The following is a 17,088-nucleotide window of genomic DNA, read 5'->3' as shown; positions in this document are numbered from 1 at the left end:
GTGAGCGCGCTGCCGGCCCATTGCGATCGCCCGCTGGCCGACAGTACGCCGACGAGCGGCCACACCGACCACCCGCACCTGGTGCTGGCCACGTCGATCCTGGCCAGCAGCCTCGCCTTCATCGACGGCTCCGTCGTCAACGTGGGCCTGTCCGCCATCGGCCGCGACCTGGGCGGCGCGGGCGCGGACCTGTCGTGGGTCGTGAGCGGCTATCTCCTCCCCTTGAGCTCGTTACTGTTGCTGGGCGGCGCGGCCGGCGACCGCTACGGCCGGCGCCGCATCCTGCTCGCCGGCATCGCGACGTTCGCGCTGGCCTCGCTGCTGTGCGCGTGGGCGCCACGGCTGTGGCTGCTCGTCGGCGGGCGCGTGCTGCAAGGCATGGGCGCAGCCTTCCTTCTGCCCAACAGCCTGGCGATCCTCGGCGCCACGTTCGACGGCAAGGCGCGCGGCAAGGCCATCGGGATCTGGGCCGCGGCCGGCGCGGCGGCCGGTGCGATCGGACCGCTGCTCGGTGGCTGGCTCATCGATACGGTCGGCTGGCGCGCGGCGTTTTACATTAACCTGCCGATCGCGGCCGTGGCCATGTTCCTCGGCTGGCGCTACGTGCGCGTGCCGCGCGGCGAGAAGCCCGTTGCGCTCGATCCGGCCGGCGCGCTGCTGGCCAGCGTGGGCCTGGGCTGCTTGACGTGGGGCCTGGCGGCGGCATCGGCCGACAAGGGCGTGACGGCCGCATCCGGCGGCGCGATGACGGCCGGCGTGCTCGTGCTGCTGGGGTTCCTGTGGGCGGAGCGGCGGGCGGGCGACAAGGCGATGCTGCCATTGACACTGTTCGGATCGAGCACCTTTTCCGGCCTGAACCTGATGACGTTCCTGCTCTACGGCGCCCTCGGCGCGCTGATGCTGCTCGTGCCGTTCGTGCTGATCCAGGCGCTGCAGTATTCGGCGAAGCAGGCCGGCGCGGCGCTGCTGCCGTTTCCCATCGTCCTCGCGATCGGCTCTCCATTGATGGGCAAGGTCGCCGGCAGCCACGGGGCGCGGCTACCGTTATCGATCGGCGCGCTCATCGTCGCGGGTGGATTCCTGCTGGGCGCGCGCATCGGCGACGGCGGCTATGCCACGACCGTGCTGCCCGCCATCCTCGTCATCGCCGTCGGCATGGCGTGCGTGGCGGCGCCGCTGACGACGGCCGTGCTGTCGTCCGTGGACGCCCATCACACGGGTGTCGCGTCCGGCTTCAACAGCGCCGTCGCGCGCGGCGGCGGGCTCATCGCGACGGCGCTGCTGGGCGTCGTCCTGACGGCGCAAGGCCGCGCACTGCTGGCGACGTTCCACGTGGCGATGGTCGTGTGCGCCGCCTGCGCGCTGGCGGCGTCGATCTGCGCGTTCGCCTGGGTCAGGCGCGCGGGTTGACGGACGCCGGATACGTCGGCGCGCGGCGCCGCTGGCTCGCCTGCTCGTACGCATAAGCCATCGCGATCAACGCCGCTTCGCTCCACGCGCCGCCGACGAACGACAGCCCGACGGGCAGCCCGTGCACGAAGCCGGCCGGGACCGTCACGTGCGGGTAACCGGCCACGGCCGCGGGCGACGAAAAGCCGGGGCCATCATGGTCGCCGTTGATGTAGTCGGTCAGCCAGCCCGTGCCGCCCGTCGGCGCGACCAGCGCATCCAGATTTTCCTCGCGCAGGATCCGGTCGATGCCCTCTTCGCGGCTGTAGCGCTGGCTGTTGGCGAGCGCGTCGCGGTAAGCCCTGGCGTCGAGGCCCGGCCGGGCCGCCGCCGCGATCAGGTGTTCCTGGCCGAAGTGGCGGAGTTCCTGCGCGGCGTGCCTGTCGTTGAACGCGATCACGTCGGCCATCGTTTTCACGGACGCGTGCGGTGCGTAGCCGGCCAGGTACGCCTCCAGGTCGGGACGGAATTCGGACAGCAGCACTTCCAGTTCCGTGTCGCCGTACTTGTCGACGTTGGGCACCTGCACGTCGACGAGCGTCGCGCCCTGCGCGCCCAGGACGGCCAGCTCGGCTTCGATCACGGCGTTCACGGCCGGGTTATTGAAAAAATTGCGCGCGACGCCGACGCGGCGGCCACGCAGGCCGTCGGTCCGCAGGGCCGCCGCGTAATCGGCCGGCTTACCCGGCATGGCGCCCGTCGCGGCATCGTCCGGATCGGCGCCGGCGATGGCCGCGAGCAGCAGCGCGGCGTCGGCCACGGTGCGTGTCATGGGGCCGGCCGTGTCCTGTGAATGCGCGATCGGGATGATGCCGCTGCGGCTGACCAGGCCCAATGTGGGCTTGATGCCGACGATGCCGCAAATCGACGCCGGCGACACGATCGACCCGTCCGTCTCCGTGCCGATGGCGAGCGTGGCGAGCGCGGCCGCCATCGCGGCGCCCGAGCCGGAACTGGAACCGCTCGTGTTGCGGTCGAGCGCGTACGGGTTGCGCGTCTGGCCGCCGCGTCCGCTCCAGCCGCTGACGGAATGCGTCGAGCGCATGTTCGCCCACTCGGACAGGTTCGTCTTGCCGAGGATGACGGCGCCGGCCGCGCGCAGGCGCGCCGCGACGAACGCATCGCGCGTGGCGCGCACGCCGTCCAGCGCGAGCGAGCCGGCGCTCGTGCTCATCCTGTCGCCCGTCGCGATATTGTCCTTCAACAGGACGGGGATGCCGTGCAACGGCCCACGCACCTTGCCAGCCTTGCGCTCGCGGTCGAGGTCAGCGGCGATCCTGGCGGCGTCGGGATTCAGTTCGATGACGGCGTTCAGGCGCGGCCCGGCCTTGTCGATGGCGGCGATGCGCGCGAGGTAGCGCTGCACGAGCGTCTTCGACGTCAGCCTGCCCGTTTCCATGAGCGCCTGCTGCTCGCGTACGCCGGCGTCCAGCACGGCATCGAGCTCCTTGCCCGCTGCCGGCGCAGTCACGCCGGCAGCGGCGCTCGCCGCCAGGCCCAGTCGAACGAAATCCCTGCGGTCCATGCATTCTCCTCGTGAATGCTCCAGCATAACAGGATCTTGCTTATTTGACATGAGCGCGTGTCGGAGGTACCGCCCAAAAAAAACGCTGCCCGATGGACAGCGTTTTTCGTAAGAGCGCGTCGGCTTAGTTGCGGACGACTTTCTTGTACTCGGCGGTACGGGTGTCGATCTCGATGACGTCGTCCTGGTTGACGAACAGCGGCACCTGGATGGTGAACTGCTTCGACTCGATGGCGTTCTCGATCTTGGCTTCCTTCAGGACGTTGCCCGAGGTATTGCCCTTGACGGCCGGTTCCGTGTAGATGATCTGGCGCGCGATGGTGATCGGCAGTTCGACCGAGATGGCCTTGCCGTCATAGAACACGGCTTCGCATTCCATACCGTCTTTCAGGTAGTTGATGGCGTCGCCCAGGTTTTCTTCTTCGATTTCGTACTGGTTGTACTCTTCATCCATGAAGACGTACAGCGGGTCGGCGAAGTACGAGTAGGTCACCGGCTTCTTGTCCAGGACGACGACGTCGAACTTGTCGTCGCCGCGGAACACGTTTTCCAGCGGTGCGTTGGTGAGAAGATTCTTCATCTTCCACTTGTACGTGAAGCCCGTGCGGCTCGAGCCATTGACGTCGGAGCGCAGCACGATGAAAGGCTTGGCATCAACCATGATGATGTTGCCGACACGGATTTCTTTTGCGGGTTTCATAGGAGGGTTTTAACCTAAAAATGAGTTGCAGTAATCAAGCATGATACCATGTTCCTCGTCCGCCGCCTACCGCAGCGACCGGGCGAAATCCAGCAGATTGCTCACCAGGTCGCCATGCGCCAACATCTGCGCCTGCCATTCGGCATTGCGTTCACGAATCGTCGGCAAACTGGCTTGCAGCGATGTCCACAGCGCGCGCCAATCCGCCGGAGCATTACCTTCCACGCCATTCCAGCGCAGGGAAAAATCGATCAGGCTGCCCAGGTTCGCCGCGTACTGTTGCAGGAACGCGCGGAGTTTAACATGATGCAAGTTTTCATCTTGCGGATAGATGTGCCAGATGAATGGTCGACCCGCCCATTGCGCGCGCACCCAGGAATCCTCGCCGCGCACGAAGTTCACGTCGCACGACCACAGCAGGCGGTCGTAATCGTCCTGCGCCAGGAACGGGACCGTGCGGACCGTGAGATTGCCGTGCGTCGCCACGGCGCCGGCGCCGGCGAACGCCGCCACCTGCTCGCGCGCGACGCCTTGCGGCACGAGGCAGGTCACGGGCCGGTCGCCATCGCGCCATGCGGCGAACATCTCCGCGACCGGCGCGTGCGGATAGCAGAACAGGCTGACTGTCAGCGCGCTTGCCTCGTCCGTCGTCACGCCCAGCCGCGCGAGGAAACCGGCCCGCGCCGCCGCGTCGGCCTGGAAGCGGTCGCGCGCCTCGAGCAGATCGCGTTCGCGCAGCAGCCCGCCCGTCTTGTCCGTGAAACCCGGGAAGAAGAAATGCTTCGTCAGCTTCAGGCGCGGATGCATCGACGGCAGCGCGTGGCAACCCTCGACCCACTCCTCCGCGCTGAGGCCTTCGTAATTGATCCACACCGGCCGCGGCTCGCACTGCGCCATCGCGGCGATATAGCCCGGCGGGATGTCGACGCCGAAGAATTCGATGACGATGTCGGCCACGTCGGCCGGCGCCCAGGCGCCGTCCTGGTCGCGCCAGTGCAGGACCCGCACGCCGTCGACCACCTGCTCGTCGGCAGCGACGGACACGCCCGGCCAGATGCGGCGGAAACTGGCGAGGTCGTCGACCCACAGGGTCACCGCGATGCCATGCTCGCGGTGGAACTGCCGCGCGAGGCGCCAGCAGATGCCGATGTCGCCGAAGTTGTCGACCACCTTGCAGAAGATGGCGAGAGTCGTGGAGCGTTGATCGTTGTGCATGGTCGCGGACCCAAAGAAAAACCGGAGCACCTTTCCGCATGTGCGGGTGGTCTGCTCCGGTCTTTGACTGGCGTCCCCACGGGGATTCGAACCCCGGTACTCACCGTGAAAGGGTGATGTCCTAGGCCTCTAGACGATGGGGACCTAAAACTGTTTTTACTACTGCTTGCCGTATTCTTGGCGTCCCCACGGGGATTCGAACCCCGGTACTCACCGTGAAAGGGTGATGTCCTAGGCCTCTAGACGATGGGGACCCTGGAACTTTTACCGCTATGCCTGATCGCAGGCATCTTACATCAAAACTGGCGTCCCCACGGGGATTCGAACCCCGGTACTCACCGTGAAAGGGTGATGTCCTAGGCCTCTAGACGATGGGGACCTGAACTTCGCTACTACGTATTCTTGGTGGAGGTAAGCGGGATCGAACCGCTGACCTCTTGCATGCCATGCAAGCGCTCTCCCAGCTGAGCTATACCCCCAAAACAAAAGCCGCTCAAGGCGGCTTCCTTGCACAACCTTCTGTTCTGCCGGGGTCAGAGCCCACCCGAGAAATTCGGGCTCTGACCCCAGTAGATAAAAATCTTGGCGTCCCCACGGGGATTCGAACCCCGGTACTCACCGTGAAAGGGTGATGTCCTAGGCCTCTAGACGATGGGGACCCTGGACTGCACTGTGTTACCCTGTTTTTCCCTGCTTGGTGGAGGTAAGCGGGATCGAACCGCTGACCTCTTGCATGCCATGCAAGCGCTCTCCCAGCTGAGCTATACCCCCTACGGGAAAACAGCACTATAACACACTACATTTACTGCTTACGTCGTTTTTCAACGTCGCTGCCGAATCTGGCGTCCCCACGGGGATTCGAACCCCGGTACTCACCGTGAAAGGGTGATGTCCTAGGCCTCTAGACGATGGGGACCTGGACTACGACTACTGCACTTCAGAGTTGGTGGAGGTAAGCGGGATCGAACCGCTGACCTCTTGCATGCCATGCAAGCGCTCTCCCAGCTGAGCTATACCCCCGCAGCGCTGAAGTGCGAGCATTATAGCGGACGCACTTGCATTACGCAAATAGTCACAGCCCCTTGCCAACTCGCTTGAGCACGGTGTCGCGGCCGAACAATTCCAGCACCGCGTCGATGGCCGGCGTCTGCAGCTGGCCGGTGACGAGCAGGCGCAGCGGCATGGCGAGTTGCGGCATCTTGAGGCCGTGCGCGGCCAGCACTTCCTTCATCATCGCGGACAATGCCGGCTTGGTCCATTCCACGTCGCGCAGGCGCTCGGCGAACTGGGCCAGCGCGGGGCGCACGGCGTCCGTCAGGTGCTGGGTCAGCAGCGCCGCGTCCGGCTTCGGCTCGCGGTAGAACAGCATCGCGGCATCGGCCAGCTCGTTGATCGTGTTGGTGCGCTCCTTCATCAGGCCCAGCACGGCGGCCAGCGGCGGCGCGCCGTCGAACTGGGCGCCTTCGCGTTCCATCTTCGGACGCGCGAGGCCGGCCAGGCGCTCGTTGTCGGCCTGCTTGATATAGTGGTTGTTCAGCCAGCCCAGCTTTTCCGGATTGAACTGCGCGGCCGACGCCGTCAGGTGGTCGAGGTTGAACCACTCGGTGAACTGCTGCATCGAGAAGATCTCGTCGTCGCCGTGGCTCCAGCCCAGGCGTGCCAGGTAGTTCAGCATCGCTTCCGGCAGATAGCCCTGCTCCGGGTATTCCATCACGCTGACGGCGCCGTGGCGCTTCGACAGCTTCTGGCCGTCCGGGCCGAGGATCATCGGCAGGTGGCCGTACTGCGGCAGCTCGGCGCCCAGCGCGCGCAGGATATTGATCTGGCGGGGCGTGTTGTTGACGTGGTCGTCTCCGCGCAGCACGTGCGTGATCTTCATGTCCCAGTCGTCGACGGCGACGCAGAAGTTATAGGTGGGCGTGCCGTCCGGACGGGCGATCACGAGGTCGTCCAGTTCCTTGTTGGCGATGGTGATCGGGCCCTTGACGACGTCGTGCCACGTGACTTCGCCGTCCAGCGGATTCTTGAAGCGCACCACGGGCTTGACGCCTTCCGGTACCGGCGGCAGCAACTTGCCCGGTTCCGGGCGCCACGTACCGTCGTAGCGCGGCTTGTCGCCGGCGGCGCGCATGCGCTCGCGCATCGCTTCCACTTCTTCCGGCGAGCAGTAGCACAGGTAGGCCGTGCCGGCTTCCAGCATGCCCTTCACCACTTCACGGTAACGGTCCATGCGCTGCATCTGGTAGAACGGACCCTCGTCGTGCGCGAGGCCCAGCCATTCCATCCCCTGCAGGATGGCCTGCACGGCTTCCGGCGTCGAACGCTCCAGGTCGGTGTCTTCGATGCGCAGGACGAAGGTACCGCCGAAATGGCGGGCAAAAGCCCACGAATACAGCGCGGTGCGCGCGCCGCCGAGGTGGAGATAGCCGGTCGGGCTGGGAGCGAAACGGGTACGGACGGTCATGGTCGGATGCGAAGGGAACGCATGAATATTAGTGAAGCGGCTATTTTACCGCGAGGCCCGGCAATGGCGAAGCGAGCGATCCTGCAACATGGTTACTCACGATGACCGAAAATTACTTTACAGAAATTAAAGTTTTGGCTACAGTCTCGTCCGGCTTTCCCACCTCATGCATATATCACTTTACCCATGACGAGCGACCCGAGCACCGCTGCCATTGCGCGCCTGCGCGGCGAATTCGTCTGCGCGACGACGGAGCTCGGCTTCCTGCACGAGCAGGCGCCGACGATCCTGCGCGACCTGCGCCGCGCGCTGATCGTGTGCTCGCTGTTCTACCTGCTGTTCAGCGTGGCCGACGTATTGGCGCTGGGCCTGCCGGGCGCCACCCCGTCCCTGCTCGCCCGCGCGCTCGTGCCGGTCCTCGCCTGGGCCGGCCTGCGCCATGCGCGCCGCGCCGCCGCGCCCGTCAAGGCCGCGTACCGGGTGGCGAGCGTGTTCACATTGCTGGGGATGTTCACGTATATGTTCGTCGCGTGGCGCCGCCCGGCCGACACGCTGCTGCACGGCACGTCGGTCGGCCTCATGGCCGTCGTGATCCTGATCTTCATCCCGAACCGCCTGCGCACGTCCGTCGCCATCGCGCTGGGTTCCAGCCTCGTGTTCGCCGCGCTGGCGTGGATCCAGCACCTCGAAACGACGCGCCACCTCGTGTCGATGACGATGCTGGTCCTGTTCGCCAACGCCTTCGGCGCCGTCGCCGCGAACCGCCACGCCCGCCTGTGGCGCGAGCAATATCGCACGCGCCAGGTGCTGACGAATTTGTCCGTGCGCGACCCGCTGACCGGCTGCTACAACCGGCGCCACCTGAACGCGGCCCTGCTCGACGGCGAGATCGCGCGCGCGCGGCGCTACCGCTTGAGCCTGTCGCTGATCATGTGCGACCTGGACGGCTTCAAGGCCATCAACGACACATACGGCCACCACGCGGGCGACGAACTGCTGCGGTGCTTCGCGAACCTGTTGCAGGCGATGACGCGCGAATCCATCGACACGGTCGTGCGCTACGGCGGCGAGGAATTCCTGATCATCCTGCCGGAGACCCGGCTGGACGGCGCCGTCGAACTGGCCGAACGTGTCCGCGCCGCGTTCGCCGCCGAACGCATTCCGTACGGCGACACCGCGCTGGCCACGACCGCCAGCTTCGGCGTCGTCGGCGCCGACTTCGCGGCGAACCAGGCCATCACGCCGCAATCGCTGATCGCCGTCGCGGACGACCTGATGTACGTCGCCAAGCGGGGCGGCCGCAACCAGGTGCGCGCACGCCAGGTCGAGACGGGTATGGCACGCGTGGCATAGAATCGCCCGGATGAGCGATTCTTCCTTACCCGATCTGCGCGCCCACTACGACGCCATGTGGGACCGCGCCTGGCCGGACATCTCCCGCGGCGAGGTCGAGTGCGACCCGCACCTGGCCGGCGGCCTCGATCCGCGCCGCGGCCTCACGCTGATCGCGCGTCCCGACGCAGCGCTGGCGACCCGCTTCGAAGCCGTGCAGGACGCCTTGCTCGCCGCCGACCCGCGCCAGTACCGGCAACCCCTTTCCGACCTGCACATGACGGTGCTGTCGCTGTTCACGGTCACGGAAGATTACGCACCGCACCTGGCCCGGCGTGCGGATTACGCCGCGGCCGCACGCGCGGCAACGAATGATCTGCGCGCGTTCGACATCGGCTTCGAAGGCATCACGATCTCGCGCGGTGCCGTGCTGTTCAAGGGATTCCCGCGCGACGGCACACTGGAACGGCTGCGTGCGCGCCTGCGCGACGCGCTGCGCGCACGCGGGCTCGACGGGACACTGGACCAGCGCTACCGGCTCGTCACCGCGCATTCGACGGCGCTGCGCTTCATCGCCCCGCCCGCCGATCCGGCGCGGCTGGCCGCAGTGCTGGCGGCGCTGCGCGACGTGCCGCTCGGGACCATGCGGGTAAGCAGACTCGAGCTCGTGATCAACGACTGGTATATGTCGAGCGCGGCGGTCGAACCGGTCGCGACATTTACGCTGCGGCCGCCGTCCGACGCAACGTGACGGCCTGCTCGCCGGCGGCGCGCGCCCGCAACTGCCCGCAGCCGCCATCGACGTCCTGCCCCGCCGAATCGCGCAGCTTGGTCAGGATGCCCCGCTCGAACAGCCAGGCGGCGATCGTCCGCGCCTTGTCCCAGTCGGGCCGGCGGAACGGCAAACCCGGATTCGTGTTGTAGGGGATCATGTTCAGCACGGCATACTTGCCGCGCAAGAGGTCGACCAGCGCCTCGAGTTCGTCCGGCCCGTCGTTGACGCCGTCCAGCAAGGTCCACTGGTACTGGATCGGGTAGCCGGTCAGGCGCGCGTAGCGCTCGCCCTCTTCGACCAGCTCGCGCGCCGTGAAGCGCGGCGCGCGCGGCAGCAGGCGTGCGCGCAGGTCCGTCTTCGTCGTGTGCAGCGACAGCGCCAGCGCCGGTTTCACGCGGCCCTGCGGCAGGCGCTCGAACACGCGCGGATCGCCCACCGTCGAGAACACGAGGTTCTTGTGCGCGATATTGCCTTCGATGCCGAGCAGCTCGATGGCTTCCGCCACGTTGTCGAGGTTGTGCGCGGGCTCGCCCATGCCCATGAACACGACTTTCTTGACGGGCCGCATCCGGCGCGCCAGCACGACCTGGGCGACGATCTCGCCGCTCGTCACCTGCCGGATCAGGCCACTTTGACCCGTCATGCAGAACTGGCAGCCGACCGCGCACCCGACCTGGCTCGACACGCACACGCCGTCGCGCGGCAGCAGCACGGACTCCACCGTCTGGCCATCGGCGAGGCCGACCAGCAGGCGCGCCGAGCCGTCGTCGGCGGGATGGGTACTGAGGACGCGGGCGAGCGCGTCCAGCTCGGCATCCAGCTGCGGCAGCGCTGCACGGACGGGCTTCGGCAGGAAGTCGTCGGGACGGCGGCGGCCGCGGTCGTGGGCCATCACGCGGACCCAGTCGCGCAGCACGCGGTCTTCGTGCAGGGGTCGGGCGCCCAAAGCACGGAGGCGGGTGCGGATAGTGTCAATCTTCATGGGGTCAGAGCCCGGTTTTTCCGTTAGGGCTCTGACCCCATCTGATCAGGCAAAACGGTGGACCTGTGGCCGCGTCCCAGAAATCGGTCTTCAAATTCATATCGTGGCTGAGCACCGGGGTCAGAGCCACGAAAATCGGTTTTCAAATTCATATCGTGGCTGAGCACCGGGGTCAGAGCCCCGAAAGAAACACCGGGCTCTGACCCCTCTAGTCGTTCTTGACGACGATCGTCGGAAACTTCGCCGACATATCCTTCGACTGCTCCGCCACCTTCACCGCGACCTTGCGCGCAATCTCTTTATAGATCGCGGCGACGGCACCATCCGGCTCCGCCACGACGGTCGGCGTACCCGAATCCGTCTGCTCGCGGATCGACAACTGCAGCGGCAGCTTGCCGAGGAAGTCCACGTGGAAGTCTTCGCACATCTTCTGGCCGCCGCCTTCGCCGAAGATCGCCTCGATGTGGCCGCAGTTCGAGCAGATGTGGGTGCTCATGTTTTCCACCACGCCGACGATCGGGATGCCGACCTTCTCGAACATCTTGAGGCCCTTGCGCGCGTCCAGCAGGGCGATGTCCTGCGGCGTCGTGACGATCACGGCGCCCGTCACGGGGACCTTCTGCGACAGCGTGAGCTGGATGTCGCCCGTACCCGGCGGCATGTCGACGACGAGGTAGTCGAGGTTCTTCCAGTTGGTCTGTTCCAGCAGCTGCTGCAGGGCTTGCGTGACCATCGGGCCGCGCCACACCATCGGCTCGTCCGGATCGATCATGAAGCCGATCGACGACACCTGCACGCCGTGGTTTTCCAGCGGCTCCATCGTCTTGCCGTCCAGGCTCTGCGGGCGACCGTTCACGCCCAGCATCATCGGCTGCGACGGGCCGTAGATGTCGGCATCCAGCAGGCCTACCGTCGCCCCCTCGGCGGCCAGCGCCAGCGCGAGGTTGACGGCCGTCGTCGACTTGCCGACGCCGCCCTTGCCGGACGCGACGGCGATGATGTTCTTCACGTTCGGCATCACCTTCAGGCCGCGCTGCACGGCGTGCGACAGGATCTTGCTCGTGACGTTGACGCTGGCGTTGTCAACGCCCGGAAGCTTGCGCAGCGCGTCGACGACGGCCGCGCGGATGCCCGCGACCTGGCTCTTCGCCGGATAGCCGAGCTCGATGTCGAGGGCGACGTTGCCGCCGTCGACCTGGATGTTCTTGACTGCCTTGGAGGTGACGAAATCTTTATGGGTGTTGGGATCGACGACAGCGGCCAGGGCGGCCTTGACGTCATCTACAGTGATGCTCATTGGGTTCTCCGGATGTGATGCGCAAGTTTAGCGCAAAACGCGGCGTCCCCTGTTGTCAGGCCGGCAAATGCACGAAGTACCCCCTGCGCGCTTGGGGTCATCCGCTGGTAAAATGCCTGTTTTCCTCGACAACCTCGACCTTCGACCATGACACGCAAGCTGTTCGTCACCACCGCCCTGCCCTACGCCAACGCTGCCTTTCACATCGGCCACATGATGGAATACATCCAGGCCGACATCTGGGTCCGCTTCCAGCGAATGCAGCGCGACGCCGGTGCGCAGCGCGTCGTGCACTTCGTCGGCGCCGACGACACGCACGGCACGCCGATCATGATCGCCGCCGAAAAGGAAGGCGTCACGCCGCAGGAATTCGTCGCGAAGATCGCGGCCGGCCGCGCGCAATACCTGGACGGCTTCCACATCGCGTTCGACAACTGGTACTCCACGGACTCGCCGGAAAACGTCGACCTGTCGCAGGGCATCTACCGCCGCCTGCGCGATAACGGCCTCATCTACACGAAGACCGTCGACCGCTTCTACGATACGGCCAAGGGCATGTTCCTGGCCGACCGCAACATCAAGGGCGAGTGCCCGGTCTGCCACGCGAAGGACCAGTACGGCGACAACTGCGAAGTGTGCGGCGCCGCCTACCAGCCGACCGAGCTGATCAACCCGTACTCCGTGTTCACGGGTTCGACGCCGATCCTGAAGCCGTCCGAACAGTACTTCTTCAAGCTGTCCGACCCGCGCTGCTTCCAATTCCTGAAGGAGTGGCTGAACACGCCGGGCCGCCTGCAGCCGGAAATGGTCAACAAGGTCTCCGAATGGCTGGGCGAGAACGGCGAAAAGCTGGCCGACTGGGACATCTCGCGCGACGCGCCCTACTTCGGCATCCCGATCCCGGACGCGCCGGGTAAATTCTTCTACGTGTGGCTGGACGCGCCGGTCGGCTATCTGGCCAGCCTGAAGAATTATTTCGAAAAACAGGGCATCGATTACGAAGCGTTCCTGAACGATCCGTCCGCCGAGCAAGTGCACTTCATCGGCAAGGACATCGTGTCGTTCCACCTGCTGTTCTGGCCGGCGATGCTGAATTTCTCGGGCCACCCGATCATCGACAAGCTGAAGGTCAATGTCCACGGCCACCTGACCGTGAACAACGAAAAGATGTCGAAGTCGCGCGGCACGGGCATTTCGCCGCTGCGCTACCTGCAGTTGGGCATGAATCCGGAATGGCTGCGCTACTACCTCGCGTTCAAGCTGAACGCCCGGGTCGAAGACCTGGACTTCACGGGCGAGGACTTCGTCGCGCGCGTGAACAGCGACCTGATCGGCAAGTACGTGAACATCGCCAGCCGCTGCGCCGGCTTCATCGCCAAGCGTTTCGACGGCAAGCTGGCATCGGCGCTGTCGGATGACGCGAAACAATGGATCGCTCGCGCCCTGAACGGCGACAACGGCGAGCGCCAGGCCGCCATCGCGGCAAACTTCGAAGCGCGCGAGTTCGGCAAGGCGCTGCGCGAAATCATGGAAGTGGCCGACGTCGCCAACCGCTACGTCGACGAGAACAAGCCGTGGATCCTGGCCAAGGACGAGACCAGGACCGCCGAACTGCACGACGTCTGCACGACCGCGCTGATCCTGTTCCGCCAGCTGACGATCATGCTGTCGCCGGTGCTGCCGCACGTGGCCGCGCGCGTGCGCGAATTCCTCGGCGAGGACGCGTACTCGTGGGACGACACCCAGGGCGAGCGCGTCTACGCCCCGCTGCTGGGCCGCACCATCGGCGCCTACAGCCACCTGATGCAGCGCGTGGATGCCAAGATGGTCGAGGACCTGTTCGACAAGCCGGCGCCGGCTGCTGCGCCCGCTCCCGCCGAGGCCGCGGCAGAAGCTCCGGCCCCGGAAGCCTCCGACATCGAAGAACTGGCACCGGAAATCTCGATCGACGACTTCACGAAAATCGACCTGCGCGTGGCGAAGATCGTCAATTGTGAGCACGTCGAAGGTGCTGGCAAGCTGCTCCGCCTCACGCTGGACGTGGGCGAAGGCCGCTATCGTAATGTGTTCTCGGGTATCAAGTCGGCCTACCAGCCGGAGCAATTGATCGGCAAACTGACGGTGCTCGTGGCCAACCTGGCGCCGCGCAAGATGAAATTCGGCGTGTCGGAAGGCATGGTGCTGTGCGCGTCCGCGAAAGATGAAAAAGCGAATCCGGGCCTGTACCTGCTGGAGCCGGTGAGCGGCGCGCAGCCGGGCATGCGCATTCGCTGAGCCCGGCCTGGTGGCGTCAGTTGCTCTGCAACGGCGCCATCAGCGAGCTCTTGTTGTCTTTATAGTCTTTGCCGCCGATCTGGCTGACCATTTTTTCGGTGCGCTTGGCCGGGATGCGGCTGCCGGTGATCGGGGCCGTCGCGTCCGTCGTCGAGGTGGATGCGGCGCCGAGCGCGAGCATGTCTGCGGCGGCAGGTTCATTCGTGCTGGCGCACCCGGCCAGGACAAATGACAAGGCAGCGCAAGGCAGGACGGCTTTCATGGATCACCTGTACGGGAATAGGTTGAGGGAAAGATAAATACCTTGCCAGAATACTATTAATTTCCGTACGCGGGTAGCAGTATAATGCGCTGTTTAATTAGATGAGGTCAGAGCCCTAACGGAAGAACCGTGCTCTGACCCCATAAAAATTAGATGAGGTCAGAGGCCCAACGGAAGAACCTTGCTCTGACCCCATAAAAATTAGATGAGGTCAGAGCCCTAACAGAAGAACCGTGCTCTGACCCCATAAAATAAACTTACTTTAGAGTAGTAGCGACTAATATGACCGAATACAAAGCCCTGAGGCACATCCCGCAAGCGAATCTGTTCCGCCAAGGTGACGTCTTCGTCCTGTTCGGCGAACTGTTCGGCCGCGGCTATGTGAACGGCCTGATCGACGAGGCGCGCGCCGCCGGCATGACGATCCTCGGCATCACCGTCGGCCGCCGCAACGACGATGGCACCCTGCGCGCGCTGACGCCGGAAGAACACGCGGAAGCGGAAGCCAAGCTCGGCGGCCGCATCGTCAATGTGCCCCTGATGGCCGGTTTCGACATGGACGCGCCCCCGGGCGAGCAGAATCCGACCGAGATGCTGTCCGGTATTACCCTCAAAAGCTGGCAAGAAGACAAGCTGGACTGGACCAAGATCGAAGCCTGCCGCACCGCCGGCGTGCAGCGCTTCACCCAGTCCGCCCAGGACGTCATGGCCGAGATCGACAAGCTGATCCCGGACGGCGCCAACGTGTTCTTCGCGCACACGATGGCCGGCGGCATCCCGAAGATCAAGGCCTTCCTCGCCATCGCCAACCGCATTTATAAAGGCCGCGGCGACCGCTTCATGTCGTCGCGCGCCCTGCTGGACAGCGACCTCGGCAAGCTGATCCTGATGAACTTCGACGAAGTGTCGGCGAACACGCTGAAGTACCTGATCGACGCATCCGCCCCGATCCGCGCGCGCGTGGAAGCCAAGGGCGGCCAGGTGCGCTACACGGCGTACGGCTACCACGGCACCGAGATCCTGATCGGCGACGAGTACGTGTGGCAGACCTACACGAACTACACGCAGGGCTATGCCAAGATGCGCCTGGAGTCGATCGCCGAGGCCGCCTGGGCCCAGGGCGTCACCGCCACCGTGTTCAACTGCCCGGAAATCCGCACGAACTCGTCCGACATCTTCGTCGGCGTGGAACTGTCGCTCTTCCCGCTCTTGCTGGCCCTGAAAAAAGAAGGCGGCGCTGCATGGGCACAGGAGCAATGGGACATCTGCCAGAAACTGCTGGGCGAAGGCGTCTCGCTGCAATCGATCCTCGACAAGCTGGAAGCGTATCTGCAGACCGCCACCAGCACCTCCTTCCGCAACTTCGAGGCCTGGCCGATGGACAACACGCCGGAACTGGCCGACCTGATGATCGGCACGTCCGACGAAATCACGTCGCTGCACACGGACAAGAAGGCGCTGATCACGGACCATCTGTCGGCCCTGGTGCTGGAAGGCACCGGCCCGCTGATGTTCCACGGCGCGGCCGAGAAGATCGCACCGGTGCTGTGGCTCAACCACGACATCATTGCCCGTCAACTGAATGCGCTGCACCAATAAGCGCTGACTCGCAGTATCATTCCTTGTTTTTATGATGCGGCGGCTCTCGATAAGCGAGGCCGCCGTTTGTACGACCTGCCTAGAAAAGCCATGAAACACATCCAGTACGAATCCGAGCACACGAAGTTCATCAAGGAACTGAAGGAAAAGACCCCGGGCATGGAAGAGCGCCAGCAGGCCGGCCGCTCGCTGCTGTGGGACAAAGCCCCGCTGTCGCTGGACGAGCAGCGCCGCATCGCCGAGTCGCGTCTCCGCCAGCAGGCGTATCCGTACCAGACGAAAGTCTGACGCTTCCCGATCATTCCCAGGCCGACGACGATGGTGCCCGAGCAGGCGACGCCCGGGGGGCGCGCCGATCCCGACACGGGCGACGGCACCACGTCCTCCCCTGCCGATACCGCGAGTGTCGACGCCCACGTCGACAGCGCCATCGCACGCCTGTACGGCGAGCCGCTGCTGCACCTGCCCACCGACCTGTACATCCCGCCCGATGCGCTCGAGATCTTTCTTGATGCCTTCGAAGGTCCGCTCGACCTGCTGCTGTACCTGATCCGCAAGCAGAATTTCAATATCCTCGACATCCCGATGGCCCAGGTCACGTTGCAGTACCTGGAATACGTCGAGCAGATCCGCAAGAGCAACCTGGAGCTGGCGGCGGAATATCTCCTGATGGCCGCGATGCTCATCGAGATCAAGTCGCGCATGCTGCTGCCCAAGCGCGTCGACACGCTCGTCGAGGAAGCGGAAGACCCGCGCGCGGAGCTGGTGCGGCGCCTGCTGGATTACGAGCAGATCAAGGTCGCGGCCCAGCAGCTGGGCGCCCTGCCCCAGGAAGGCCGCGACTTCGTGCGCCCGCAGCTGCACATCGAGCAGGCGCTGGGGCCGGTCTGGCCGCAGGTCGACCCGCACGATCTGCAGCGCGCCTGGATGGACGTGCTGCGCCGCGCCAAACTGACCCAGCACCACCGCATCGGCCGCGAGGAATTGTCCGTGCGCGAGCACATGTCGGCCATCCTGCGCACCTTGCAGTCGGCCCGCTTCGTCGAGTTCTCGGAACTGTTCGGCGGCCAGGCCAGCGTGCCCGTCGTCGTCGTGCATTTCGTCGCCATGCTCGAACTGGCGAAAGAAACCTTAATCGAAATAACCCAGGCCGAACCTTTCGCCCCCATCTATGTGCGGCTCGCCTATTCTCCCGCGTGACGCCATTACGAATC

14 protein-coding genes and 8 tRNA genes are annotated in these 17,088 nt (G+C 65.1%); 7 read left to right on the top strand and 15 right to left on the bottom strand.

Annotated features, from left to right (window positions below; translation table 11 throughout):
* Window positions 1–1,410, top strand: a complete 1,410-nt coding sequence (locus ACEN98_RS12310) for an MFS transporter (protein ID WP_413384674.1) — start codon at window positions 1–3, stop codon at window positions 1,408–1,410.
* On the opposite strand, the gene ACEN98_RS12305 is transcribed toward ACEN98_RS12310, so the two are convergent.
* The 12 genes from ACEN98_RS12305 to gltX form a co-directional block, all read right to left on the bottom strand.
* Complete coding sequence (locus ACEN98_RS12305; protein ID WP_413384672.1) at window positions 1,394–2,974, bottom strand: amidase; 1,581 nt, start codon at window positions 2,972–2,974, stop codon at window positions 1,394–1,396. The genes ACEN98_RS12310 and ACEN98_RS12305 overlap by 17 nt on opposite strands.
* Before the next feature lie 124 nt (window positions 2,975–3,098).
* Window positions 3,099–3,674 (bottom strand): elongation factor P, encoded by a 576-nt coding sequence (locus ACEN98_RS12300; protein WP_259447543.1) that lies wholly within the window; start codon window positions 3,672–3,674, stop codon window positions 3,099–3,101.
* A 66-nt stretch (window positions 3,675–3,740) separates the two neighbouring features.
* A complete protein-coding gene (gene earP / locus ACEN98_RS12295; protein ID WP_413384670.1) occupies window positions 3,741–4,889 on the bottom strand; it encodes an elongation factor P maturation arginine rhamnosyltransferase EarP in 1,149 nt (382 codons plus the stop codon).
* A gap of 68 nt (window positions 4,890–4,957) precedes the next feature.
* Window positions 4,958–5,033: transfer RNA gene (locus ACEN98_RS12290), tRNA-Glu, on the bottom strand.
* Window positions 5,034–5,067: 34 nt separating this feature from the next.
* A tRNA-Glu gene (locus tag ACEN98_RS12285) sits at window positions 5,068–5,143 on the bottom strand.
* A gap of 49 nt (window positions 5,144–5,192) precedes the next feature.
* Window positions 5,193–5,268 (bottom strand) — tRNA-Glu (locus ACEN98_RS12280).
* A 24-nt stretch (window positions 5,269–5,292) separates the two neighbouring features.
* Window positions 5,293–5,368: transfer RNA gene (locus tag ACEN98_RS12275), tRNA-Ala, on the bottom strand.
* Window positions 5,369–5,472: 104 nt separating this feature from the next.
* A tRNA-Glu gene (locus ACEN98_RS12270) sits at window positions 5,473–5,548 on the bottom strand.
* 36 nt (window positions 5,549–5,584) lie between these two features.
* A tRNA-Ala gene (locus ACEN98_RS12265) sits at window positions 5,585–5,660 on the bottom strand.
* A gap of 69 nt (window positions 5,661–5,729) precedes the next feature.
* Window positions 5,730–5,805: transfer RNA gene (locus ACEN98_RS12260), tRNA-Glu, on the bottom strand.
* A 28-nt stretch (window positions 5,806–5,833) separates the two neighbouring features.
* Window positions 5,834–5,909 (bottom strand) — tRNA-Ala (locus tag ACEN98_RS12255).
* 52 nt (window positions 5,910–5,961) lie between these two features.
* A complete protein-coding gene (gene gltX, locus ACEN98_RS12250) occupies window positions 5,962–7,353 on the bottom strand; it encodes a glutamate--tRNA ligase (protein ID WP_413384667.1) in 1,392 nt (463 codons plus the stop codon).
* A 186-nt stretch (window positions 7,354–7,539) separates the two neighbouring features.
* Here gltX and ACEN98_RS12245 point away from each other — a divergent pair, with 186 nt between their 5' ends.
* Window positions 7,540–8,706, top strand: a complete 1,167-nt coding sequence (locus ACEN98_RS12245) for a diguanylate cyclase (RefSeq protein ID WP_413384665.1) — start codon at window positions 7,540–7,542, stop codon at window positions 8,704–8,706.
* 10 nt (window positions 8,707–8,716) lie between these two features.
* Window positions 8,717–9,436, top strand: a complete 720-nt coding sequence (locus tag ACEN98_RS12240; RefSeq protein WP_413384662.1) for a 2'-5' RNA ligase family protein — start codon at window positions 8,717–8,719, stop codon at window positions 9,434–9,436.
* On the opposite strand, the gene ACEN98_RS12235 is transcribed toward ACEN98_RS12240, so the two are convergent.
* Together ACEN98_RS12235 and apbC are read right to left on the bottom strand one after the other, a co-directional pair.
* Window positions 9,405–10,442, bottom strand: coding sequence for an RNA methyltransferase (locus tag ACEN98_RS12235; protein WP_413384660.1), 1,038 nt, complete (start codon window positions 10,440–10,442; stop codon window positions 9,405–9,407). The two genes, ACEN98_RS12240 and ACEN98_RS12235, sit on opposite strands and share 32 nt — an antisense overlap.
* A 208-nt stretch (window positions 10,443–10,650) precedes the next feature.
* Window positions 10,651–11,739: an iron-sulfur cluster carrier protein ApbC gene (apbC, locus tag ACEN98_RS12230; RefSeq protein ID WP_413384658.1), complete on the bottom strand. Its 1,089-nt coding sequence runs from the start codon at window positions 11,737–11,739 to the stop codon at window positions 10,651–10,653.
* 147 nt (window positions 11,740–11,886) lie between these two features.
* Between apbC and metG the strand changes: the two genes are divergently transcribed.
* Window positions 11,887–14,013, top strand: a complete 2,127-nt coding sequence (metG, locus tag ACEN98_RS12225; RefSeq protein WP_413384656.1) for a methionine--tRNA ligase — start codon at window positions 11,887–11,889, stop codon at window positions 14,011–14,013.
* Window positions 14,014–14,029: 16 nt separating this feature from the next.
* On the opposite strand, the gene ACEN98_RS12220 is transcribed toward metG, so the two are convergent.
* A complete protein-coding gene (locus tag ACEN98_RS12220; protein WP_413384654.1) occupies window positions 14,030–14,275 on the bottom strand; it encodes a hypothetical protein in 246 nt (81 codons plus the stop codon).
* Between the two features lie 282 nt (window positions 14,276–14,557).
* On the opposite strand from ACEN98_RS12220, the gene ACEN98_RS12215 reads away from it, so the two are divergent.
* From ACEN98_RS12215 to ACEN98_RS12205, 3 genes are all read left to right on the top strand, one after another.
* Window positions 14,558–15,874: an enoyl-acyl carrier protein reductase FabMG gene (locus ACEN98_RS12215; protein WP_413384652.1), complete on the top strand. Its 1,317-nt coding sequence runs from the start codon at window positions 14,558–14,560 to the stop codon at window positions 15,872–15,874.
* 90 nt (window positions 15,875–15,964) lie between these two features.
* Complete coding sequence (locus ACEN98_RS12210) at window positions 15,965–16,162, top strand: DUF3460 family protein (RefSeq protein ID WP_413384650.1); 198 nt, start codon at window positions 15,965–15,967, stop codon at window positions 16,160–16,162.
* A 30-nt stretch (window positions 16,163–16,192) separates the two neighbouring features.
* Window positions 16,193–17,074, top strand: coding sequence for a segregation and condensation protein A (locus tag ACEN98_RS12205; RefSeq protein WP_413384648.1), 882 nt, complete (start codon window positions 16,193–16,195; stop codon window positions 17,072–17,074).
* Window positions 17,075–17,088 lie beyond the last annotated feature (14 nt).

Origin of the sequence: Massilia sp. CT11-137 (genome assembly GCF_047302885.1) — a bacterium.
Taxonomy (GTDB): domain Bacteria; phylum Pseudomonadota; class Gammaproteobacteria; order Burkholderiales; family Burkholderiaceae_D; genus Telluria; species Telluria orientalis.
This window is presented reverse-complemented; position numbering and strand designations above follow the sequence as displayed.